20 protein-coding genes are annotated in these 24,112 nt (G+C 57.3%); 8 read left to right on the top strand and 12 right to left on the bottom strand.

The annotated features are described in order from the left end of the window. Nucleotides 1-41: 41 nt before the first annotated feature. The 5 genes from AC0J4F_RS17430 to AC0J4F_RS17410 form a co-directional block, all read right to left on the bottom strand. Complete coding sequence (locus AC0J4F_RS17430; protein WP_473024170.1) at nucleotides 42-2,282, bottom strand: TRAP transporter permease; 2,241 nt, start codon at nucleotides 2,280-2,282, stop codon at nucleotides 42-44. A 102-nt stretch (nucleotides 2,283-2,384) separates the two neighbouring features. Next, nucleotides 2,385-3,374: a TAXI family TRAP transporter solute-binding subunit gene (locus AC0J4F_RS17425; RefSeq protein ID WP_473024169.1), complete on the bottom strand. Its 990-nt coding sequence runs from the start codon at nucleotides 3,372-3,374 to the stop codon at nucleotides 2,385-2,387. Nucleotides 3,375-3,633: 259 nt separating this feature from the next. Continuing rightward, a complete protein-coding gene (locus tag AC0J4F_RS17420) occupies nucleotides 3,634-4,977 on the bottom strand; it encodes a sigma-54-dependent transcriptional regulator (RefSeq protein ID WP_133947419.1) in 1,344 nt (447 codons plus the stop codon). Then, nucleotides 4,974-6,854, bottom strand: a complete 1,881-nt coding sequence (locus tag AC0J4F_RS17415; RefSeq protein ID WP_473024168.1) for an ATP-binding protein — start codon at nucleotides 6,852-6,854, stop codon at nucleotides 4,974-4,976. Before AC0J4F_RS17415 ends, AC0J4F_RS17420 begins: the two co-directional genes overlap by 4 nt. A gap of 30 nt (nucleotides 6,855-6,884) precedes the next feature. Further along, entirely contained in the window at nucleotides 6,885-8,498 is a 1,614-nt protein-coding gene (locus AC0J4F_RS17410; RefSeq protein ID WP_473024167.1) for an FAD-dependent oxidoreductase, read from the bottom strand. Nucleotides 8,499-8,777: 279 nt separating this feature from the next. Between AC0J4F_RS17410 and fumC the strand changes: the two genes are divergently transcribed. From fumC to AC0J4F_RS17370, 8 genes are all read left to right on the top strand, one after another. Continuing rightward, nucleotides 8,778-10,175, top strand: coding sequence for a class II fumarate hydratase (fumC, locus tag AC0J4F_RS17405; protein WP_473024166.1), 1,398 nt, complete (start codon nucleotides 8,778-8,780; stop codon nucleotides 10,173-10,175). A gap of 205 nt (nucleotides 10,176-10,380) precedes the next feature. Further along, the gene (locus AC0J4F_RS17400) at nucleotides 10,381-11,565 is read left to right on the top strand and encodes a tyrosine-type recombinase/integrase (RefSeq protein WP_473024165.1); all 1,185 of its coding nucleotides are present in this window, start codon (nucleotides 10,381-10,383) and stop codon (nucleotides 11,563-11,565) included. A gap of 123 nt (nucleotides 11,566-11,688) precedes the next feature. Continuing rightward, complete coding sequence (locus AC0J4F_RS17395) at nucleotides 11,689-11,847, top strand: helix-turn-helix transcriptional regulator (RefSeq protein ID WP_473024164.1); 159 nt, start codon at nucleotides 11,689-11,691, stop codon at nucleotides 11,845-11,847. 245 nt (nucleotides 11,848-12,092) lie between these two features. Continuing rightward, nucleotides 12,093-12,614, top strand: coding sequence for a hypothetical protein (locus tag AC0J4F_RS17390; protein ID WP_473024163.1), 522 nt, complete (start codon nucleotides 12,093-12,095; stop codon nucleotides 12,612-12,614). A 444-nt stretch (nucleotides 12,615-13,058) separates the two neighbouring features. Next, nucleotides 13,059-14,108, top strand: a complete 1,050-nt coding sequence (locus AC0J4F_RS17385; RefSeq protein WP_473024162.1) for a bifunctional DNA primase/polymerase — start codon at nucleotides 13,059-13,061, stop codon at nucleotides 14,106-14,108. Then, nucleotides 14,108-17,089, top strand: a complete 2,982-nt coding sequence (locus AC0J4F_RS17380) for a hypothetical protein (RefSeq protein ID WP_473024161.1) — start codon at nucleotides 14,108-14,110, stop codon at nucleotides 17,087-17,089. The genes AC0J4F_RS17385 and AC0J4F_RS17380 overlap by 1 nt, the downstream gene beginning before the upstream one ends. Nucleotides 17,090-17,223: 134 nt before the next feature. Further along, nucleotides 17,224-17,481, top strand: coding sequence for a type II toxin-antitoxin system HicA family toxin (locus AC0J4F_RS17375; protein WP_473024160.1), 258 nt, complete (start codon nucleotides 17,224-17,226; stop codon nucleotides 17,479-17,481). A 2-nt stretch (nucleotides 17,482-17,483) separates the two neighbouring features. After that, on the top strand, nucleotides 17,484-17,888 hold the full coding sequence (locus AC0J4F_RS17370; RefSeq protein ID WP_473024159.1) for a type II toxin-antitoxin system HicB family antitoxin: 405 nt from the start codon (nucleotides 17,484-17,486) through the stop codon (nucleotides 17,886-17,888). Nucleotides 17,889-18,601: 713 nt separating this feature from the next. Here the strand turns inward: AC0J4F_RS17370 and AC0J4F_RS17365 are convergent. From AC0J4F_RS17365 to cydB, 7 genes are all read right to left on the bottom strand, one after another. Continuing rightward, nucleotides 18,602-19,198: a hypothetical protein gene (locus tag AC0J4F_RS17365; RefSeq protein WP_473024158.1), complete on the bottom strand. Its 597-nt coding sequence runs from the start codon at nucleotides 19,196-19,198 to the stop codon at nucleotides 18,602-18,604. A gap of 409 nt (nucleotides 19,199-19,607) precedes the next feature. Further along, nucleotides 19,608-20,048 carry a DsrE family protein gene (locus AC0J4F_RS17360; RefSeq protein WP_473024157.1) on the bottom strand — a complete coding sequence of 147 codons (441 nt, stop codon included), beginning with the start codon at nucleotides 20,046-20,048 and terminating at the stop codon, nucleotides 19,608-19,610. A 25-nt stretch (nucleotides 20,049-20,073) separates the two neighbouring features. Further along, nucleotides 20,074-21,063 (bottom strand): SLAC1 anion channel family protein, encoded by a 990-nt coding sequence (locus tag AC0J4F_RS17355; protein ID WP_473024156.1) that lies wholly within the window; start codon nucleotides 21,061-21,063, stop codon nucleotides 20,074-20,076. Between the two features lie 8 nt (nucleotides 21,064-21,071). Further along, nucleotides 21,072-21,431: a DUF5368 domain-containing protein gene (locus tag AC0J4F_RS17350; protein ID WP_473024155.1), complete on the bottom strand. Its 360-nt coding sequence runs from the start codon at nucleotides 21,429-21,431 to the stop codon at nucleotides 21,072-21,074. 33 nt (nucleotides 21,432-21,464) lie between these two features. Continuing rightward, the gene (locus AC0J4F_RS17345; RefSeq protein ID WP_473024154.1) at nucleotides 21,465-22,790 is read right to left on the bottom strand and encodes an NAD(P)/FAD-dependent oxidoreductase; all 1,326 of its coding nucleotides are present in this window, start codon (nucleotides 22,788-22,790) and stop codon (nucleotides 21,465-21,467) included. After that, nucleotides 22,783-22,938 (bottom strand): cytochrome bd-I oxidase subunit CydX, encoded by a 156-nt coding sequence (cydX, locus tag AC0J4F_RS17340; RefSeq protein WP_306150552.1) that lies wholly within the window; start codon nucleotides 22,936-22,938, stop codon nucleotides 22,783-22,785. The genes AC0J4F_RS17345 and cydX overlap by 8 nt, the downstream gene beginning before the upstream one ends. Before the next feature lie 17 nt (nucleotides 22,939-22,955). Next, nucleotides 22,956-24,107 (bottom strand): cytochrome d ubiquinol oxidase subunit II, encoded by a 1,152-nt coding sequence (cydB, locus tag AC0J4F_RS17335; RefSeq protein ID WP_473024153.1) that lies wholly within the window; start codon nucleotides 24,105-24,107, stop codon nucleotides 22,956-22,958. Nucleotides 24,108-24,112: the final 5 nt, after the last annotated feature.

The raw sequence follows: 24,112 nt of genomic DNA, 5'->3' as shown, positions 1-24,112 counted from the left end.
CTTGAGTTTGATGTTCGGATTTTGGCTTAACGCCTCATCCGTCAATCCGCGCCGCGGACCGGGATCGCTGCATCCGGTTTTGGATGAAAGATCCGCTGTACTGCGAAGACAGCCGCTGCGATCCCGACACCAATCAGGTCGGAGATGAGCCCGCCTTCGATCATCAACAGAGCCGCTGCAATCAATCCGATCCTCAGGAACCAGGCGGCCACCGCGCCGAGGAACCAGCCTTGAACGGCAGACGACAACAGGAACACGCCGACAACCGCAGTGAGAGCCGCGCGGCCGATATCGAGCACCGAGCCGTCCATCAACAATGCGGAATTGTAGAAGAACATGAATGGCACGATGAAGGCTGCGATGCCGATCTTGAACGAGGCGACCGACGTCTCCATCGGATTTGCCCCCGATATCCCGGCTGCCGCGTAACTGGCGAGGGCCACGGGCGGTGTGATCGCCGACAGAACCGCAAAGTAGAACACGAAGAAGTGCGCGGTCAGAAGTGGAATGCCGAGTTGAACAAGACCAGGTGCGACCACGGAGGCAGCCACCGCATAGGCGGCGGTCGTCGGCATGCCCATCCCGAGCAGGATCGAGATACACATCGCAAAGAACAACGCCAGAAGCTGGCTGGTGTCGGCAAGGCTGAGCAGCAGCGACGAGAACCGTGCACCAACACCGGTCAGCGAGATCACCCCAACAATGATACCTGCACAGGCACACACGGCGATGATCTGAACCGACATTGTTCCGGCTATTTCAAAGGCCCTGAAGATCGACCTGGGACCCATGCGATAGGGCGTGAGCCAGGAAACAACGGCTGCAGATATTGTTGCCAGAGCGCCAGCCCTAATGACGGAATACCCCATGAAAAGCGCGTAAATCAGGATAATGATCGGCAGGAACAGATATACCTGTTTAACCATCTGCGCGAACTTCGGCAGCTCTTCTGATTTCATGCCGCGCATGCCGAGCTTTGCAGCTTCGAAATCGACCATGAAGTAGACCGAAACGAAGTAAAGGACGGCCGGGATCAGGGCGGCGATGGTGATTTCCGTGTAAGGAATGCCCGTGATTTCCGCCATGATGAATGCGCCGGCGCCCATGATCGGCGGCATGATCTGGCCACCGGTTGAGGCAGCCGCTTCAACAGCGCCTGCGGTCTTGCGGTGATAGCCAACCTTCTTCATCAACGGAATGGTCAGGGAGCCGGTGGAAACCACATTACCGGCGGACGTTCCGTTGATCATGCCCATCAGACCGGACGCAAAGATCGCCACCTTCGCCGGACCGCCGCGGGCGCGGCCTGCGGCTGCGAAGGCAAAGTTGACGAAGTAGTCGCCCACTTTGGAGGCCTGCAGGAAGGCTGCGAAGATGATGAAGAGAATGATGTAGGTCGACGAAACAGCGGTCGTCGGGCCGAGAATGCCAGCATCGGTATAGACCTGGCTGAAGAAGCGCTGCCAGGTAATTGGCGGTGAATTTAGGAAGCCGGGCAGTTTGTCGCCGATGAAGACGTAGCCGAGGAAGACAGCGGCGATCACCACAAGGGCCATACCGGCGACGCGCCGGGTTAACTCCATGATGAGTGCGGTACCGGCAACCGCTGCGATCGAGATCCCGATCGGCGCAAACGGTGTTCCGGTCGAATTCCGCATCAAGGTGCCGTAGATTGTGATCAGGTAGGCCGCAACAGCTGCCCCACACACAGCGAGAACGACATCCGGAGCCGCGAACCCTGTTCGGACGCGTTGATGGAACCAGGAGAGGATGATGCCACCGGCCGTTGCCACGATCAGCGGCAGGCCGAAGAGGTAGGTTTCGCTGAACTTGATGCCTTCATCAATGCCGTTCCACATCTTGCCATTGGAAATTTCAGCGGCGAAAGAGAAGGCCATGCCGAGCGAGAACAGGGCAGGGATCATCAAGGCATAAGCGGCATAACCAAGAATGGGTGTTTCCTGCCCCTTTTCAGGAAAATCAATCCGGCCTGCGAACAAAAGAAACCCAAGCGCGAGCGCACCGGCAACGTGAACAATGCGGAAGTTCCAGGTTTCCATCGGGAACGTCGGAAGGAACGGGATGACAATGCCGGTCCATTCGGAGATCGAGAGACCGTTCAAGGCCGCCATGTGAAATGCGGCATAAAGCGCAGCGAAGGACGTAATGAACATGAGGGATTTACCCTCAAACAGGCGCCGGTTTACCTCAACCGGTTCCTCATCGACGCCGTGCGCGATCAGATGATCGTCGTCTTCGGCTGGTGTTGTCTTGTCGGTCATAGTCCCCCGCGCCTCCAGCTGCGTCAGCCAGAGTTTATCTTGTCGTTGAAGCAAGGGCCGCGCAAGTCCCGCGGCCCTCCTTTGGTTTTTGTGAAGACGGTCTTAGTTGCCGTGGATCATGTCGGCCGGAATGTCGGCACCAGCATTTTCCGTGAACCACTCAGCTGCACCCGGGTGCCACTTCAGAACGGTGTTCTTGGTCCAGTTTTCAGGCAGCGTGGAACGTGCGGCCTTGTGGATGTTCACCATACGGTCGTTGTCGGACATGACGACGTTGACTGCTGCCTTGACGAAGGACGCCGGCAGGTCGCAGTTGGCGACAGCGAAGTTCCACATGGAGACAGAGCGCGCGTCGTTTTCCAAAGTGGTGTAGGTGTCAGAAGCGATTGCGAACTCTGAAACAGGGAAGGCTTCCAGGATCTTCGCACGCTCTTCTTCGGTGAATTCGATGATGTTGATGTCGGTCTGGACTTCGAGCTGGCTAACGGCCGGAACCGGTACCCCTGCTGCGAATGCAATCACGTCAAGAAGACCATCCTGGAGCTGGCCGCCAAGATCGGACCACCCGCCGTTGCGGCGCTCAAAGTTCACGCCAAGCTCTTCCATCATGCGCGGGAAGTAGGTGTCGGACGTGGAACCTGCCGGGCCGAAGCCGATCTTGGCGCCATCCGGAATGTCCGCAATAGACGTGATGCCGGAGGAAGACAGAGCCGTGATTGAGAACGGGGTCTGATACATCGGGAACATGGCGCAGGCGTTGGTCATCTGCAGGCCCGGTGCGATCGGGTTGGTGCCGCCGAGCGATTCCGCTGCCGGGCCCATGGTGGTCATGCCGAACTGAGCGTCACCGGTGTGAACCAGGGCCATGTTCTGCATCGGGCCGCCGGTGACTTCACCGCCGCCGGAAATGCCGAGTTCTTCAGCAACCAGGTTTGCCCAGCCAGAACCGTAGGCGAAGTAGGTGCCGCCCTGAGACGCGGTGCCAACTGTGAAGCTTTCAGGCCAGCCAGTGCGATCCTCATCCTGAGCAAAAGCGGACGTCGCGGTCATAGCTGCGATTACAACCGCGCCAGTGATCATGGTGAATTTCATGAGTTCCTCCAAAGATTATTGTTCCGAGCGGAACGGGCACGGAGTTTTTGCGGATTCCTGCTGACCAAATTGAACTGGACCTGCGCTCCTCCCAAAGCGTGCCGCCCTGTAATCAAGTGCGAACGGATAAAAAGGCAAGCTTCCGCGCCCCAAGAAATGAAGTTTGTCGTTGGGGAAGGGGGTATTTGGGTGGAGACGGTGACAAAGCGGTCAAGTTGTGTCCCGATTAGGTGACACATCTTGGGGGGCAGTTCAGAATTTAGATTTCTTCAGAATAGGCTTTCCGGGAGAGATCGTATTTTTGCATCTTCTCATAAAGCGCCTTTCTCGAAATCTTGAGCGCCTCATAAGTCTCCTTGATGCTGCCACCATGGGCCGCAAGCGTTGCCGCGATCAAAGCCTTTTCATGTTGGGCCATGTGATCAGCAAGACCGAAGTCTAGGTGTTCATCGCCGCCATGATCAATGCCAGAGGCGAGCCCCAGAACAAACCGGTCAGCGGCGTTGCGCAGTTCGCGAACATTTCCTGGCCAGTCCTGACTGACGACTTTGGCCAAAACACTATCCGGTATCTCGGGTAGCTCCCGCTTGAAGCGGGTTGCCGCGTCTGAGACCAGTTTGGAAAACAGGAGCGGGATGTCCTCGCGGCGGGAACTGAGAGGTGGCACGGTAACCGTCACAACATTGAGCCGGTAGAGGAGATCGGACCGGAATCGGTCGGCGGCCGCTTCCGCAACAAGATCCTTTTTTGTGGCTGCGATGAAACGGACATCCAATTCCACCGGTTCATTTGACCCGAGCCGTGTGACCACCCGGTTTTGGATGGCATGCAGGAGTTTTGTCTGCAGCGGGAGTGACAGGCTGTCGATCTCATCGAGAAGAACCGTTCCACCGCGGGCGGCCTCAAAGCGCCCGGTTCGGGCCCGCATAGCGCCCTGATAGGCTCCTGCCTCATGTCCGAAAAGTTCGCTTTCAACAAGATTCGCAGGCAGGGCACCGCAATTGATGTGAACAAACGGCATGGAAGCCCGCGAACTAGCTTCGTGGATTGCCCGGCTGGCGACTTCCTTGCCGACACCGGTATCACCCGTTATCAACAAGTCTACATCGGCAGCCGCGACAGCGCTAACCTGATCTCTCAAGGCGCGCATAACCGGGCTGCGACCGTGCAAAACCCCTTCGACCGCATCCCGTGCGCCGACCTCCCGGCGAAGCGACCGGACTTCGACGGTCAAACGGCGTTTGTCCAGTGCGCGGCGCACGGTTTCGACCAGGCGGCTCGGCGGGAACGGCTTTTCAATGAAATCATAGGCTCCGTCACGCATCGAACTCACGGCGAGTTCGACATCTCCGTGGCCGGTCACCAGAATAACCGGAAAACTCGGGTCGATTTCCAAGACCTTGCGCATCAAAGTCAGCCCATCGGTTCCCGGCAAACGAATGTCGGTCACGAGAATACCGCGAAAGTCGCGTGTTACGTGCTGCAGCACTTGGTCGGCATTGGGGAAGCACTCAACCTCAAGGCCTTCCAGCTCCAGGCTTTGTTTGGCGGTGAAACGCAGATGTTCTTCGTCGTCGACGAAGAGGATTTTTTGAGCACTCATTCGGCGGCTGTTTCCTGCGCGCGGATTTCCTGGTTTTCGTTGGCGGTCTCGCTAGCCAGTACGAGATCAATCGAAAAGACGGCGCCGCCCTCATCATGATTGGAAACCCGAAGCGTACCGCCGAAATCCTTGACGATGTTGTATGAAATTGAAAGGCCCAACCCCATGCCTTCGCCCGGCTGTTTGGTTGTGAAAAAGGGGTCAAAAACCTGGCCCATCTCCTCTTCCGAAACGCCGGTTCCGTAATCCCGGACCGACAGTACACAAGTGTCGGCATCTGTTTGAAGGGCAATATCGATTTGGGCCGGTTGCCGATCCTTCATGGCGTCAAGCGCATTCGTCAGGAGATTGACCACAACCTGTTGCAGGCGGATATGTCCGCCCATGACCCAGACCTCGTCATCCGGCTGAGCGAAATTGAGCTTGGCGCCGCTTCCCCGGAGCCTTGGTTGCAGGAGACCAATCGCGTCGTTGACGATCTGTACCAAAGGGACCGGCCGGACCTTTTCCATCGGACGGCGTGCAAAGTTGCGCAAATGCTTCGAGATTGACGCCATCCGATCTGTCATTTCAGAAATACGGCTGATGTTTTCCCGGGTTTCGGGTGTCCTGTTCCTTTCAAGAAGCTTCAAAGCGTTTTCCGCGTAAGATTTTACGGCGGCAAGCGGTTGATTGAACTCATGGCTGAGCGCTGCGGACATCTGACCAAGCGCTGCCAGCTTGCCCGCTTGCACCAACTCGGTCTGGGTTTTCCGCAACCGGGTTTCAGCTGCCTTTCGTTCGGCAACTTCTTCCAAAAGCTGTGCATTCGTCCGGTTGAGATCAGCGGTCCGTTCTTCCACCCGGACTTCGAGCTGTTCCTGTGCAGCCTGCTGCGTCAGCAGCCGTTCAAGAAGCTGCGCGCGCCGCTGGATGTAAAAAGCGACGGCCAATCCAATCAGCATGATCCCGAGGACAAGGATCAGAACCGCCGCAAAGGCCTGTGTTCTCGCTCTGGTGGCGGAAACCAGGATGCGGACATTCCACCCGGCATCGGAAATATATTCCGAGCTGCTGATATAGCGATAGCCACTTGGTTCATCCTCAATCTTGATGAGATTGAGATCCTCCGTGAGTGGTTTAACCGTGTTGACAAGGGGAAGAAGCCCATCCGCCGGGTATTGCCGGTTCGCCCGAATTTCAGCGATTTCAGTCCTAGTCAGCGGACGCAGGGTTCGGAAATGCCAATCCGGCCGGCTCGCCATGAAGACGACACCGCGCAGGTCAGACACGATGATCTGATGATCAGCGTTGCGCCAGGCTTGTTCAAACCCATCAACAGTGAACTTGACTGCGACCACGCCTATGACGCGCTCATTGTCTTCAATGGGAGCCGCGAAGAAGTATCCACGTTCCCCGGATGTTGTACCAAGTGCAAAGAAGCGGCCGGTTCCGCCCTCGAGGGCCTGCGTAAAGTAGGGCCGGTAAGCAAAGCTTCGCCCTACGAATGACAGCTCCTTTTGATAACTGCTGGCAGCGAGCGTCATGCCGGAGACATCCATCACATAAACATCTGAAGCTTTCAGCCGGTACGCGGAGAGCCGGAGGTCTTCGTTGACCCGCTTTAAAAGTTCAGGGTCTGTCGGAGACTTTAAGAGAGCAACCAGGCTCGGGCGCTCGGCAATCAGCGAGGGCAGGGGTTCATAGCGCTGCAACGCGCCTTTCAACCCTTCGACAGTCAGTTTCAGGGTTGCTTGTCCCCGCAGGCCAGCCTGTTTTTGAAAATACGTCTCAATGACGGGTTCGGACAACACGGCAACGATCGCGGACAGCAGTACAAACCCGGCGAGCACACGGCCGGACGTTATTTTGAACAGTTTCGACTGTCGTCTTGGCATTCCAAGAGCTTTCCAATAAAGGCCTACGCTTCAATTACCTTGCACATGTTGCCATACGTGGGAAATCACAACAGATCCTTCACCAACGGCCGAAGCAACACGTTTTACCGAGCCGGCTCGAACATCACCAACGGCAAACAGACCAGGACACGATGTTGCGTATTGCGATTGTTCGCCAACTTTATCGCCTGTGAGCACGAAGCCGCGTTCATCCAGATCGCAGGTTTCCGACAGCCAGTCTGTGTTGGGGGCCGCACCCACCATGATGAAGGCAGCGGGACAGTCCAGGTTCCAGTCCTCGCCGTTCCGGTCGATCACGACTTTTTCCAGCGCGTCGTTTCCTTCTAGCGCCTTGATCTGGGACTTGTAATGGATTGTTACAGACGGGTCAGCTTCGAGCCTTGAAAGAAGGTAGTCCGACATGGATTCCGCCAGGCTGTCGCCCCTGATTAACATATGGACATGGCACGCTGCTCTGGACAAATACATCGCCGCTTGCCCGGCGGAGTTGCCGCCTCCCACCACGACGACATCAGCGCCGCGGCAATAGCGGGCCTCCATGTCCGTTGCGGCATAATAAATACCGGTGCCTTCAAATTCTTCCAACCGGTTGAGCGGCAAACGGCGATACTGGACACCGGATGCAACGACAACAGCCTTGGCACAAATTTCCTTGCCATTGTCCAACGTGACACAGAATGTCCCATCGGCCCGCCGTTCCAGTTTCTCCGCCCGCCGGGGCCGCAGAAATCGTGTGCCGAACTTGAGCGCTTGCACTTCGCCCCGCCAAACGAGATCAGACCCGGAGATCCCGGTCGGAAAGCCCATGTAGTTCTCGATCCGGCTGGACGTTCCGGCCTGCCCCCCAATGGCCAGATCCTCGACAAGCACCGCAGAAAGTCCTTCCGCTCCTGCATATACGGCGGCAGCAACGCCTGCCGGTCCGCCACCGACGATAAGAACATCTACGGTTTCATGGCATTCAAAGTGTTGCGCCAGACCCAAGAGTTTTGCCACCTTGGCAGGTGTGGGTTGGTCGACAACCCGGTTTTTGCCGAAGACAACGGCCGGCTGCCGCCCACGGAGCTTGCAGCTCTGCGCGATTTCATCCGCGTCTTCAGACCCGAGATCAATCATCTGAAACGCGATCTTGTTCCGCGCCGCAAATTCCGCAACCCGCCTGACATCGCGGTCAACATCTGCACCGACTAGCTTCAACGACGTGTCGTGCTCTTCAACCTGGCGGCGCCGGCGCGCAGCAAAAACCGAAATGATGATGTCCGACATCTCGGGTATTCGCGACATGGCCGCAAGCATGTCTTTCCGGGAGACAGAGATTAAAACCGTGTCTTCCTTGGCGCGCAGCGGCAGCGTATAAGCCCCGCCATTCAAAAACGTAATTTCTCCAATGAATTGATCCGGTCCAAGCGAGGACGGCAGGTAAGCCTCCCGCGTGTAGGTGTCGATTATCTCGACACGCCCTTCCAGGATATAGAGGAACCGGTCCATCGGGTCGCCAACTTCGGCGATCATTGTGCCCGCATCAAAGCGGACTTCCGTTCCCAGATCCCGGATTGCCTGGACATGGCTTTGGTGAAGAGGCGTTCGAGCCATTTCCCTCAAGTCACCAGCAAAGCTTTCCATATTCAGGTCCTTCGATTGCAGCTCGGGAGTGGCGTGCCTTCAGCACTACCCCCCGAAGAGAAACCTTTCAATATGCAGAACGGCTATCAGTGGTTGTCATTGGATTTCTGGTACCTGAAGTTTTCTGTGCGTGTGAGCCACTGGTTGCCGCCATAAACTGGATCTGAGTCGAACGTCGTCCGACACACACCCCAAAACCATATTTGGCGCAGTCTCTGGAAACTGTTCACCAGCGAGACCAACTAAACCCAACAGGCAGTTGCGATTAACGAGGTGAACATGTCTCACAATGTCCGGACCGAAACAGACTCTTTTGGGGCACTGGAGATACCCACAGACAAGTACTACGGCGCCCAAACAGCCCGCTCCTTGATCAATTTTCCGATCGGCGGGGAGACGATGTCACGTCCCCTCATCCATGCGCTGGGTGTCATCAAGCAGGCGGCCGCCCGTGTGAATGCGGCTCAAGGAAAGCTTGATCCGAAATTGGCGGACGCGATTGAACGGGCGGCGTCGGAAGTTGCCGCCGGAAAGCTGGACGATCATTTCCCACTTGTCGTCTGGCAGACCGGTTCGGGCACTCAGACCAACATGAATGCAAATGAGGTGGTTGCAAACCGCGCAATTGAGCTGCTTGGCGGTGTTGTCGGCTCCAAAACACCAGTGCATCCAAATGATCACTGCAACATGAGCCAGTCTTCAAACGACACCTTTCCAACTGCCATGCATATTTCTGCAGCCACGGAAATCAAAGAAAAGCTGTTGCCCGCACTGGCACATTTGAAGTCCGCTCTTGAGAAAAAGTCTGAAGAATGGGCGCACATCGTCAAAATTGGCCGGACCCACACACAGGATGCAACGCCATTGACCCTTGGCCAGGAGTTCGGCGGGTACGCCGCTCAACTTGCCCTTGGAATGGAGCGTATCACCGAAGGGTTCAACGGGTTATATGCGCTGGCGCAAGGAGGAACGGCCGTCGGGACAGGCCTTAACACGAAAAAAGGCTTCGACACTGCATTCGCCGCCGAAGTGGCCGCGATTACCGGTCTCCCGTTTCGAACCGCATCCAACAAGTTCGAGGCGCTCGCAGCACATGATGCCTATGTCTACGCCCATGGTGCGCTCAATACGGTCGCAGTATCCCTGTTCAAGATCTCCAATGACATCCGGTTCTTAGGCTCTGGACCGCGATCAGGGCTTGGGGAGCTGTCGTTGCCGGAAAATGAACCCGGCTCCTCCATCATGCCGGGCAAAGTCAATCCGACCCAGTGCGAGGCCATGACCATGGTGTGCGCACAGGTTCACGGCAACCAGTCAACGATTTCGTTTGCCGGTAGCCAGGGGCACTTTGAGCTGAATGTCTATAAACCCGTGATGGCACATGCGATGTTGCAGTCGGTCAAATTGCTGGCCGATGCCTCCATCAGCCTCGCGGACCGATGCGTGTCCGGCATTAAGGCAAATGAGGATAATATCACCCGCCTGATGGAACGGTCCTTGATGCTGGTAACCGCACTCGCTCCCGCGATTGGCTATGACAAGGCCTCGGAAATCGCCAAGACAGCCCACAAGAACGGCACATCCTTGCGCGAAGAAGCGCTCAATCTCGGCTATGTAACGGAAACAGAATTTGACGCACTTGTGCGCCCTGAAAAGATGATCGGCCCGAGCGATTGACAGATATCGGCTGCGTCAGCAGACCTCGTCGCGATCACAATCAAAGAGAGTGGCGGAGGAGGTGGGATCACAACCGGATATTTCAGACACTTTCAAAGCGTGCCAAGTAACTGTTTTTAATATCTAAAAGAATAATCCGGTTTGACACGGCGTTTCAAATATGTTCAGCGTGGTTCCACCATTCGGCACCAATTCGGAACCGCACATGAGACTGACAGACAGCAAATGCAAGCGGCTGAGCTCCGGCATTCATGCGGACGGCGGAGGGCTATATTTCGAGATCTTGGCAAGCGGCTCAAAGCGCTTCATTTTCCGGTGGACTGACCCTGCCGGGAAGCGTTGCAAGATGGCGTTGGGCGCATATCCGGCGCTTACACTGGTGAAGGCGAGGGAGCGCGGCGCTCAGCTCCGGCAAGAGACCGCAGACGGCAATGACCCACGGCATATCAAGGCGAGCGCTCCCAAGGTCCCGACGTTCGGAGAGTTGGCGCTGGAATACATCGAAGACAACGAACCCGGCTGGAAGCACAAGGCGCACAAAGCGCAATGGCGGTTGACCATGTTAGGGCCATCGGAGACGCCAGCGAGGGGGCGTCAGAAGGCGCCGGACTATTGCGCGGCTATCCGGAAACTGCCGGTCGACAAGATCACCAGCGATCACGTTCTCGATGTTCTGCGACCGGTCTGGATGGAGAAGCCGGAGACTGCTAGGCGCATCCTGTCGCGCATCGCGAAGATCATGGATTACGCCAAGGCGCGAAAGCTCCGCGATGGTGATAACCCGGCGGATAAGAACGTGCTTAAACTCCTCCTGCCAGACCATAAGCCAAAGGACGGCCAGAAGCACCACCCGGCTATGCCTTTCGATCAGCTGCCGGGGTTTGTGGCTGAGCTGCAGCAAAAGGCCGGTGTGAGTTATCAGGCTCTGGAAATGCTCATTCTGACGTGTTTGCGCTCAAAGGAGATCAGGGAGGCGCGCCTATGCGAGTTCGATCTGGAGGCGCGAGTCTGGAGCATACCGGCGATCAGGATGAAGAAACCTGCTCCGCACACAATCCCACTGACTGACCGCATGATCGCCATAGTCGAGGAGCGCATCGCAGAGGGCGCGACGGATCTCTTGTTTGCAGGTCCGAGGTCTGACAAGCCGATCAGAGATGCGTCGATCTCAAAGCTTGTGCCGGGCGAGTACACCGTCCACGGGCTTCGGAGTACGTTTGCAGACTGGGTTGGGGATGCCACCGATTTTGACCCGTTTCTCGCTGAATATGCGCTTCACCATGCGGTCGGAAATAAGGTCATGCGGGCATACAGGCGCAAGGATGCGCTCGACCGGAGGCGCAGGCTTATGGAAGCTTGGGAGGCGTTTTGCCTGTCCGGCGTGAAGTAAAGCACAATATAATGTGCTGGTATTCTGTGCCAACACAACATGGTGTCGGGGGCGCCTTGATGTTCCGTTTGCAATCGGTTTCTAACAATTTGAATGAAACGCACGGAACCGAAAGGCAAATCAATGAAGCTCTTAACACTTGCACAAGTTGCCGAGAAATTGGCAATCAGCAAGACAACGCTCTGGCGTATGCGCCGAGATGACCAGCTGCCGGAGCCAGTCAAGGTGCGCGGTCAGATCCGCTACCGGGAAACCGATATCGAGGCGGCGTTTGGGGCATGACTCCACCCGAATCCTGATCGGTCTGGAGGGGTGGATCATTTCATATGCGCCGGGCGATTCTTTTCTGAGTTCAACACCAGAAAGGAGCCTGCCGGGCATGTCGGTTTACTGCACGTCAAAAAAAGGGTCGACTTAGACTCGTCACTGAGCCACCCGCAAACCCCGATGCGATCTTCTGGACACTGCCGGAGCCACCCGGCGCCAACCTGGAAGCGCTCCTGAAAGAGATCGATCTTGATCAGCCCGTGGGCGCGATCAAGCGCGCGTTGCGGGATCGGTCCCGGCCCTTGTGGGAAGCTCATAGGCGCGGGCGCAGGGACGCTCCTGAGACGATCTTCGAGCCGTTCAAGGAGGCTGCCGATCAGGTTGCTGACGCTTGGCTTGCGGGGCAGGAGCAGGGGCTTGTGATCCATACCATGCGCGCGATCGACTATTTCCACGTCGATAAAGACACCCTGATCTTGCTGCCATCTAAACGAGTGAAGAGCGGCGTTAAGCCCGCTGAGAGCCGGTTGCGCTGGAAACCCGGCGCGCAGTTGCGAGACCGCATCCTGATCGCATCGTGGGAAGATCTGCAGGCCATCGCATTGGACCGGCCGCTATCGCCCTATTGCGTGCTGGGAGAGGCCGCCACGGCCGCGCAGGAGGATCAACTGGTCGCGTTGTTCAAACGCTGCCCGGTCGCGGGTGCCTCTGAGTTTAGCTCATTTTTGGGCGAAAGCCGATCAGGAGAGGCAACTCCTGACCGGCCAGATCATCCAAAGTAAGGAACCATTTTGATGAACACTCAATATATCTCCGCAGCCGTGGAAGCGGCAAGCCCCTCATACGACACGCTTAGTGCCCTGATGGCGTACACTGTTTCAGCCATGACCGGCTATGGCGTCGGAGCCATGACGATCGCAAAGATCGGTTATTTGATGATGGAGTCATGTATAATTCCAGATTATTAAATATGGCAAAGTTATAACTTGTACTTATAACAAAGGGTTGGCCCCCTTCCGGTCGCTTGACCATTGTTATTCGCAACCCGCAGACTGATAAAACTTGATTGCGCGGTGGCCGGCAAAGCCCGTCAAAAGGAGGCAGCGCAGTCTCCCATTGGCCCTAAACGACGAAAGGCCCGCACATAGTGCGAGCCTCTCTCGAATAGGGTTCCTCGACAGCGTTGGCGCGCTTCAAGGAATGAGCCACAAACACACGGCTAAGACGTGACTAGAGAAATTATCGCTGACGGGACCGCACCCGTCAACCCCAACAAATCCGCCGATTCCTTCCTGTATCATTCCCGCGCTATGTTCGAAAACGGCTGGCGCGTTTCGCCGTTGTATCCGGGCAGCAAGATCCCCGGCATCTACCGGCGCGGTGAGTGGCAGAAAATGCCCCGCTGGGCGGATCACGCCACCTCGCAATCAGTCTATAAAGTCGAAGCCTTCCAGCGTATGGTCGAGTCCAGTGAGACTCCCGGCGTTGGGCTCTGCACCCTGATCACCCCCGATCTGGTATGGGTCGATCTCGACTCCACCGACACCAACGTTCGCGATGACCTTATTGGCGAGCTGCAGGAGCTTGACGGCGCTATCCTGATGCGCGTTGGCTCCAAGGGCTTCGCGATGCCGTTCCGGCTTGCAGATGGCCTTGAAGTCCCCAATGCAATCCACCTGGACGGCCATAAAGCGCTGGAGCTTCTGCAATACGGCAAGCAAGTCGTTTGCTATGGAGTACACCCTGACACCGGGCGGCCGTATGAGTGGCTTACAGATGCTCAGCCATGGAACACCCGCACCGATGAATTGCCGGTCTTCGATGAAGACGTTCTAGCCATCTGCGGCGACGTCTTGCGCTTCTATGGCAGCACCCGCACACCTGTCGCCCACCGCACCCGGCGCGAAGGCGACATCGAGGGTGATTACCATTACGCGCGCCTAGCAGACAAGCTCGACACATGGGCGCTCGATAACATTGGCGAATGGATTCATGGGTTGCCGATCCATGCCGTTGCAAAGCGCTCCGGTGGTTACGATTGCCTTGCAACATGGCGGCCATCGGAGAAGCCTCTAGCCCAGCGGCTGAGAGAGCCAAATCTTGGAGTCCACCGCAACGGCATTTCCGACTTTGGCGACAATGCCCGTGGTTACACGCCGATCGGTCTGGTGGCTGTGGCGTTGGGCGTCGATTACGAATCTGCGCTCTGGTGGCTGTATGAGGCCAAGCATGGGCCATGGCCGGACTTGCACCCTGATTTGCGGGGGCGGGGCTGATGGTTGCCATATCCCTGCAATCGGATCTCCTTTCCGGGGCTGCCGAGATCCCAAGCGTCAAGGCGCCTGATGCGCAGGCTCTGATCGGAGTCGCGCAGGCTCGCGAGGAGCTTGGCAGCGTTATCGAATCCGTTTTCTCAAGTGCATTGAACGCTTACGAGCGTCGCCAGATGCACTGGATCGAGGTCGGTGGAGTCCTGTCGAAGTATGAGCGGCAGGAGAGGGCAAGTCTTGTGCGTGTCACGGTCGGCACCGGCAAGACTCGCCAGACCGTCAAGCAGATCGTTCGAGCGCTGCAGGAAAACAAGTATTTTAGAGTCTTGATCCGCGTGAAGGATCACAAGATGGGTCGCGAGCTCGCAGCTGATCTTTCGGAAGCGATGTCCGCAGCCGGATTGAATCCAAAAGCCGAGCTTGCAGTCTGGCACGGAACGGATGCACCAGATCCTCGACCGACAGCGGAGGAGGGCGATCAGGCCTGCAAAAACCAAGAGCGGCTGAAAGAGGTCATCGAGGCGGGCGGCGGCGTTTCTGATGCCTGCAACGCTTGCGGCGGATGCCCGTTCAAGCCGGATCCGTCCGGCAATTTGAATTTGGGCTGTTATTACCGGCAACAGTACGCAAAGGAGTCGCGTGTCGTTATCGCTGCCGGGGATGTGTCGATCGAAAACTTGCCCAACTCCCTCCGGAAACCTAAGCCAACAAAGGAGGAAAGAGCTATTGCAAAAATGATGGGGGGCAAATTGCTCCGCCATATGGACTTTGATCTGATCATCCTGGACGAAACAAATCCAACTGATCTGATCAGTGGTCAGTCTTGGATTAAAGCTGATTGCCTTGTCACCGACTTGGGGCTGATGCACAAAAACGCAACCGGCCGTACGGTCGAGCTTGGCGTCGACACAAAGAAGAAGTTAGACCATAGCTCGATGCCGAGAATTCTAAGACATGTTCACACGATCATTCATGATTGCGCAGAAGCTGGCGAGCCGGTCACAGCTGGGCATTTCAAAAAGATCTTCATGAAGGCTGAAGAGCTCCGCGCTGCGATACGATATGCGCGCAAGCATAAGGTCGACATCAACAGTGATGAGCTCAAAGCGCTCCTCGCACCTGATGAGCTTTCTGCCATGCTGGCGAAGGCCGCGCCGGTCAATAATCTGATCAGCAATATTGTCCGGATCTTGAAAGCCTTGATCCAAGGGCTGGAGGATGCGGAGAAGACCCGCAAGACCGACGCGCCAATTCCGCAAATTTCATGTTACTTCAAACCAATCAAGGGCGAGAGGCATCTTGTATGCGTTCCGCGGCGGAGAATGGATATCTCTCCGCACCTGAAAACGGCGCCGATCTTGATCTTGGACGCAACGGCAGATGAGCAATTGCTCCGCCCATGGTTTCCGACGCTGGATCTGGTCGCTGACATCAAGGTCGAGGATGGTGCGGGCGTCTATCGCGTCCAACTGACTGACCGGGCCATGAGTTATCGCGAGCTCAAGCCTAAGACATGGGAAAAGGGAGAAGATCCCAGCGAGGCGCAGATCAAGGAGTGGCGCGCGAAGTACCGCAACGGCGGCCAGTCGGCAGATACTCCGGCGGAGAAAGAAGATCTCCGGCTCCTGAATAAACACGACTCCATTCGGGCGGCGGAGCAGAAGGTTAAAGATGTTGCAGCCTTGCAAAACTTTATGCGCGCTGTTTACGGCGGGCGGGTCGGTATTGTTGCGCCGAAAGGTATCGTTCCGATGCTCAAGCGGCTGGGCGTGGATTCCGATGACATCATGAATTTCGGAGCCTGTCGCGGTCAGAACCGTTTTGAAAAGGTTCGCGGGCTGATTGTTGCCGGGCGACCTTCTCCGCCAGTGGCAGATTGCGAGAACCTGGCAGCGATCATTTTCGGGCAGGATGTCAAGAGGCTTGATGGTCCCTTTGAAAGGCGCGCAGGAGCGATTTTTAAGCGGTCTGGAGTGCGTTCCATGCCTAACGTGGAGTTTCACCCGGATGAGCGCGTCGAGGCTGTGAGGCGTTCTATATGCGAGGCTGAACTTATTCAGGCGGTTGGCAGGGCAAGGGCAGTCAATCGCGGCTCCGGAGATCCGGTCACGATCGTGATCCTGACAAGCGTTCCGCTCGACGTGCCGGTCGATCAATTCATGAATTACGATTGCATCGACTCCATCGTGGGATGGCCCGGCGCTTGCGTGGCTGCAGGTATGTGGCCGAAGCAGGGAGTCTATGGTGCAAACTCATTGCGCGCTGAAATGATCCGCGCCACGGCAGAGGCGATGCCGGGCTATGGGGCTGCAATGGCGTTGGGTGACATCACAGACAGCCAATTGCGACAGCACGTAAAGGACACCCTCCGCAAAGATGTTTTCAAAGATCAGATCAGGGTGATCGATGATGAGTTTGGCGCCGGAGGCGGCGTCGACTTTTTCGGGCTGCCATTGTCGGCGGAGCGTTTCGAGCATGGTGAGGCGCAAACGCTGGATATGCGATCGCCTTGCGCTGCCATGTATGCTGGGAAGCCGGAAGCGTTTCAGGGCTCTGGCATCGAGGGCAATGGCTGGTCATGGGAGAAAATCGAGTTGGACTCCGCGAGTTGGACTCCAAAAAGCCGAACAGTGGAAAAGCTAATAGAAGAGTATACTAATAGCTATCCCACCGTTCGCGATGAGCCGGAGTCCAACTCAGAGTCCAACTCGCCGGATAGGGCGGAGCCTCTGGTCGAGTTGATGGCGGAGCGGGGGTTCATTCCGCTGAACACGTCGCACCTGATGGCGTTGGGCGTCTATGCCAGCAAGGGGGCGGCGAGCAAGGCGCTAAAGGATGTTGAGCCTGCAGAGGGCGAGGTCGAGGTCGCTTACAAATGGGGCGCTGGTCGGCAGAAGACCAAAGGCCGCGCCATCGTTCGTGCTGATAGCCTAGAAGCTGCCCGCGAAATCCTCCTCGACCAACTGCCCGGCTGCCAGCTGATTTGATGCCCGGCGCTGAGATGATCATCTGATCTCCTGATCGCTTACTGAATTTTTAGTAAGCGATGGGCTGAGTGGATGGGATTGCAATTTTAACGTTGTGGTATCATATTCTGATATCATATACAGGGTAGAGGGCGATGAACGGAAAGCAGCGCAGAACGCTCAAGGCGATTTTTGAAAAACCTAATCGATCGGATATCGCCTGGAAAGACGTGGTGACGCTGTTCGAAGCGATTGGCTGCGAAATATCTCAGGGAAGCGGTTCAAGGGTGCGTGTAAAGCTGAAAGACAGGAGAGCCGTTTTTCACGAGCCGCACCCCGATCGTGTTATCTGTAAGGGTGCTGTGGGCAGCGTTAGAAAATTTTTATTGGAGGCTGGCATATCGCCAGAATGACAATGGCCGGATTTGTGAAGCACAAAGACTATATCGGCGCGATTGATATCGATGTCGATGCTGGTTGCTTGTATGCGACCGCAATCGGGATGCGTGACGTGATCACCGCGCAGGGCGCGACAGTAGCTGAGCTGAATACCGCTTTTGCAGAGTCTGTCGAAGACTATCTTGCGTTTTGCGAGGAGGATGGAGTCGCTCCGGAGGCACCTGTATCCGGAAAGCTACATGCCCGCATTGGCGCGACTATGCACTACCGCCTGAAACGCATTGCAGGCGGACGTGGTGCGTCTATGAACGATGAGCTTGTGCGCCTGCTTAGGGCGCAGATAGAGCGCGAGGAGGATGATCTTGGAATCGGGCATGATGTGCCGGAATCGATCCTCGCCATGGAGGCTGCAAGAGCCTAACCAATCCTCTAAATCAGAAACGAAGACCCGGCCATCGTGCCGGGTTTTTATTGTTTGCTCTAAGTAGTTTAGTATTAATCGGATACCCGTTTTAGGGGATGTTGCTGAAGCATGAAGCTCAAGAACATTCTCAAACGTCGGCAGTAGCCGAAAACGACACTCGCCGACCTTGGCAGGCGTGGCCGCGAAGATACTGCAGACCGCGCGCCGGGGGAGGGGCAGCGAGCGCTGGTCAGTTGGCTAAAAAACTCGGGTCCTCCGCCCCGTACTGTTTTACTGCGGGCCGAACGAGCCGCTGGGGCTTGCTGCCGTATAGATCTTGAGAGTGGGTTGGCGGCTTGTTGCTTTCTGCTTTCAAAAAAATATGAAGTAAAATTTAAGCGGGGTTGTCGCATCCTCCGTTATCCATGCAGAAGCCTATGATAGCCACCAGAGCTTCCCTGATTGTCCTCCGAAATTCTCCGAAAAAACTGATCGGATAGCTTTCGAGGGTTAGTTTGTCGCGGCTTTCCAGGATAAACTGAAAGGAGGTTGGGGGTCTTATCCGTCCGGTGGTGGGAATCTAGGATCCGCGTTCCATACCCCAAGTTATGCGAGTCCGGCGTGGCTGATGGAGGCCTCTTTCGGCCCATGGCTGACGTTGGAGCGGATTGCGGCACATGGCCGAACCTGAGCCCAAAGTACTTCGTTCTGCGCGACGAACGAAGGCCGGCTTACCCATCGCAGCCGTTGTGGCGCCGCCACATAATTGGGTCGTGCCCTTCCGGGACTTTGGCACAGGGATCATCTGAGTAGCCGCGCAATATGCTGTATCTTCGGACTTGTTCATCGCTCAGAAGAGCAGGTGTTGCGAGATGTCTGGACAAATGAACCAACCGCAAAGCAGCTCTGGCTTTGGCAGCTGTATCCAAGAGCCTTGCGAGCTCTTCTTGCGACACTTCGGCATCTTCGAAAGCGGCGCTCACGGCTGCCTCAGCTGAAATAAAGCGCTCGCCTGCGGCGATGGCTTCCACTCGCATCTCTTCAAACAACTCGGTGATCGCAGCAACTTGGCCGCTCGAAAGCGCGAGTTCTTCCTGAAGCTCCAGCAGATGGGCCGGGCCGGGAAGGCCGTTTAACTCCGCAGGAAGAGCCAGTCCCCAGCCACCGCCACGGCGAAGCTCAGCTATGTCTTGATCGGACAGGCTTTTGATCTCACGTGCCTCGAACCCGGCATACGGTGTGCCACCATGATTATGCCCGTGATCCTGTGCGAACGCCGACACAGGCATGGCAAGCAAAACAACTGCCGTAAACAAAATATCCTTCATCAGCAGTCCACTCCAACGAGATCGCGGCATTGGCCATTCCAACGACAGTATCGGCTTTTCTGCGCCGCACACAAGCCGACCTTGGTGCAGCCGCAGCGAATGCCAACTTGGTCCCGCGGCACAGACCTTCGTCCACGCCGCGCAGGCCCGCTTTCCCGCCGATTCCGGGAGAAGGCACTTGCTGGCACTGCGGTCGTTGCTCATGGACGCATTCAATGGCCGTTTCGCGCCGGCATTCTTGTCGTTCGCTGCGTTGAACCATGAGCCCAACTGCAGACACCAGTCTGATAAGCGCCAAATTGGCAGGAACTTGAGTTAAGCGGACAGTCTTATGCAACAAAAGAATTGTCCGCTTTCCACCAAGAGCCGGAGCCTGCCTTCGTCGGTTGAACAGGCCCTAAACCCAAGTCTAAAACGACATGACGCGCGTGTTGTCTGCCATGATGGCAGCGGCCATTGCGGGCGGCTTGGCGACGGTGATCCCATCCAGAAGCGCGTCCGGCCCAGCCCCCTTGTTGGGAAGGTAGATCGCGCAGACTTCAACTTTGCCACCAGCTTGCATGATCTTCTGCATCAGACCCTGCGGGCTCATGTCTTTCGGTGCCAGACCGGTTGTCGCGCTTGCGGGGGCGTCCTTGAGGGCCAAATCGCCAGCCGGGCCACACAACAGGATCTGGGCAGATTTTTCTTGCTGGATTGACTGCATGGTCAGCACCATGGCCATCAGTTGGGTTTGCGGCTCGGGCGCGGTCAGGATCGTCACCAGTTTGTCTGGCCCCTCGGCCTTGACCGGTGCGAGGGCAAGCAGGAAGCTTCCTGCAAGAGCGGCTGCAAGAGTTTTCAGTTTCATCGGTTTCTCCTTTTTGAAAGACAGATTATTCCGGCAGGCAGATTTCTTTGCGGGCGATCGCTTTGCCTGTGCGCACCAAAAGAAGGGCAATGATCGCAACGAGCAGGACGAGCACCAGGGTTCCGAGCCCGCGGTAGGCGGCTGATCCCGTTTCCCCGGCATGGACGAAGCTCGCGATCGACAAGGCGGCAACGGGGAAGGACAAGGCCCACCACGACAGGGCAAACGGGATGTCTCGGAAGCGCTGCGCCTGCGTCACGACGATCAGGAAAAAAACATAACTGAGGCTGAGAAGGATCTGTCCGAACGGCCCTGGATCCGGCACCAGATGGCTCCAGGCCACGTAGGCGATCGCCGGCGGGGCAATCAGGATGGTCAGCGTTGGCACAAGCCGCCCGGGCAATGGATCATGAAAAACCAGGCGGTTCATGACCAGGGTCAAAAGCACCAGCCAGAACAGAAGGCCCGCCGAGAAGAACAGCCACGACAGGTCGACGTAGCCGAGTTCGACCCCGGCCACCGGCACCAGCACATTCCCAACCGCTGGGATGAACCAGGCCGGGGACAAATGCGGTGTCTGGAAGGGGCGATGGCTGATCCAGCTTCCAATCACGGCCAGCGACAGCCCCCCTTGCACACTCACACCAATCAGCCAAATCGCCGCGGCTGCGACCGGAAAAAGCGGCAGGAGCGCCGTTCCCAGCAGGATCGTCGAGATGGAGATGGCCGGGAAGAAGGCAATCTTGACGGGATGGTGCCACTCGGCAACCACGGCCGACGGCATGTGGATCGTCTTGGCCAGATAGCCTGCCGCAACAACGGCCAGCAGCAGACTGGAGACAACCAGCGCGATTTCGGCCAAGGGCAGCGTTAGGTCCCATGCGCGCTCTGCGCCGCGCAAGGCGAGCGTTAGTCCCAGCAGGCCCATGCCGATGGCAAAGAAGGTGACGGGATAATGCTCCAGACGGGTCAGGGCCCCGTCCGGAAGCTGGGTATTCGGGGTGGCGGCTGTCATGGTTCGCCTCACCAGCGCGGCTGGGGTTTACCACGGATCAGAGACTGAAGCGTGTAGACCAGGATTGCCATTCCGATTGCGCCAACCGCCCCAACGGCGAGATAGACAATCACGTCGATCGGGCCGCCCAGGTCGCTTATGCCCGAATGGGTCATCACCTGCACAAACCAGATCGCGGCCACGGCCCCGACCGGCATCGACAGTTGTGCAAGTAGAAACTTGCGCATGGACATCGACCGGTCGCGGATCAGGACATAGAAATAGGCGATGGTGATCGCGATCGCGGCAGCCACCATGGCCCAGAACACAATCGGTCCGAATATCTCCTCGAAAACGGCAATCATCATGCCGGGGGACAGTTCTTGCATGGGATCGTTCCTCCTCTACTCAGTCGGCTGCGGTCAGGCGCGGCCGCGCAGCATGGCGTTGTAGGTTGCCTTGAGCGCGACCTCCTTCATCAGCCAGGAAACCCACAGCTCTTCCAGCGGCGCGATAAGACCCGGAAAGGATGGTGTGAGATTGTTCTGGTAGTCGAACTCCACCAGCATGGCCCGGCCGATCTTGGTGATCAGAGGACAGGAGGTGTAACCGTTATAGGTTTGCGTGCCCTCTTTGCCCTGGATCTGCGCAACCAGGTGATCCTCGACAACAGGAACCTGCCATTTCACGCTGGCCGCGGTCTTCCCCTTGGGCACACCCGCCACGTCGCCGACGGCAAAGACATTTGCAAAGCGGGCATGGCGCAAAGTGGCCTTGTCGACCTCTACCCAGCCTTCTCCGACCCACTTGCCCGTCTTCCAAGAGAGCGGGCTGTCTTTGACCACGTCATGGGCGCGCATCGGTGGGATCACGTTGGTGAAATCAAAGCCGATTTCTTGTGGGCCGTCAGGGGTCTGGAAGGTCGCAACCTTCCGCCCCGGATCAATGGCGGTCATGACATGGTCGTAGACACTCTTGACCCCGCGCTCGTCATACAGCATCCGCACCTTCTCATTCACGATGGGAACAGAGAAAAAGCTTCCGCTGTGGGCGGCATAGAGCATCTCGACCTTGCCGCGATTGCCCTTGCGCCGCGCGTAGTCGTCGGTCAGGAAGGTGTATTTAAGGGGCGCACCGGCGCACTTCATTTCTGTTGCCGGACGCGTAAACAGCCCGGTGCCGCCTTCATCGGTGAAGCGGTCCATGGCTGCCCAGGTTTTGGCGGCGTACTCCGGCCCGGCATACACGGAGCCGATGCCGTTGGTGCCGATCAGATCCAGTGACATGCCGTCGATGGCATCGTAATCAAGCTTGAGCCCGGTCGCGACAACCAGATAGTCATAGGCGAGTGTCGTTCCGCCGGTCGTCGTCACCGTCTTGGCGTCCGGGTCGATCTCGACGGCGCTTTCTGCAATCCAGTTGACTGACCTGGGCAGCCAATCCGACGTCTTGGTCACGGAGTAGCCGGATGGCTTGAGACCGGCAGCAATCAGCGTGTAGCCAGGCTGATAGTAATGATCCTGACGCGGATCGAGCAACGTAATCTCAGCGCCATTGAGCCGGTCAGACAGCCGGTTGGCCAGCGCCGTCCCGGCAGCACCAGCCCCGAGAATGAGGATCTTGGCGCTCGTCTCAACCGGGGCGGCAGACGCGGATTTGGCCGTCAAACCAGCTCCGGTGCCCGCAGCACCGGCACCGAGCGCGGTGAGCTTTAGAAAATTACGCCGATCGATCGTAGTCTTATCCATGATGCAGCCTCCCATCAGCGGAGGACGCACCCTTTGACCGAGCGTTGGCGAAGACGGCATTGTCTTGTTGCAGCTCAAGCCACATCGCGTTTACGACGGCGAACATGGCGGCAGCGAACAACCCCAATATCCAAGCAAAATACCACATCGTTTTATCCTCCTTATTTAGTAAACGGTGTCCGTGTTCGACCGCACATCTTCCTCTGTGACCTTGCCCCACAGCACCTTGTAGACCCACGCGGTGTAGGCCAGGATCAGCGGCATGAAGATCACCGTCGCCACCAGCATGACAAACAAGGTCAGGTGTGATGATGAGCTGTCCCACACCGTGAGCGAGGAGTTCGGGTCGATCGATGAGGGCAGGATGAACGGGAACATCGTCAGCCCAACGGTTGAGATCATGCCGAGGATCGCGATCTTGGATGTGAGCAAAGTCGAGACTTCCCGGCCAGCCCGCAGACCCAGAAAGGTCAGGGCCGCGCCGGCAATTCCCAGAACAGGTGCGATCGTGATCCAAGGCCTGACAGCGTAGGCGGTCAGCCAGCTGCCGCCCTTTGCGACCTCGGAAAAGAGCGGGTTGGACGGGCCATCCGTCACGCTGGGGCTTGTAAACGCATAGCCGTCCAACCCGATGGCCAACCACAGACCGGCGAGGAGAAAGCCGAGCAAAGACCCGGCTGCCGCGTAGCTGCCATAAACACGCGCCCGCCCGGCAACGACACCGTCGGCCTTGAGCGACAGCCAGGCCCCACCATGCATGATCAGCATGGCCAAGGATGTGAGCCCGGTCAGAAGCGCAAATGGATTGAGAAGTCCAAAGAAAGAGCCCTCATAAAGCGGCATCAGATCTTCGGTGAACCGGAAGGGCACGCCCTGCAGGACATTGCCGACGGCCACGCCAAAAATAAGCGCCGGTACCGCACCGCCAATGAACAGGGCCCAGTCCCATGTCTGCCGCCATTGCGGATTGTCCCGCTTGGACCGGTACTTAAAGGCGACCGGCCGCAGGATAAGGGCGGCGAGCACAAGGAACATCGCCATGTAAAATCCGGAAAAGCTCACGGCATAGAGCGGTGGCCAGGCGGCGAAAATCGCGCCGCCCCCGAGGATGAACCAGACCTGATTGCCTTCCCAGACCGGGCCGACCGTGTTGATGGCGACCCGGCGCTCGAGGTCGGTCTTCGCAACGAAGGGAAGCAGGGCGCCGACCCCCATGTCAAAGCCATCGGTCAGGGCAAAGCCGATCAACAGCACGCCCAGCAACAGCCACCAGATGACACGCAGGACTTCGAAATCAATAAGTTCGTGCAAGATCATGGACC

The sequence above is a fragment of the Roseibium sp. R5 genome (genome assembly GCF_055755305.1).
Note: the sequence above shows the minus strand (reverse complement) of the source record. Positions and strands in the feature narration are given on the sequence as shown.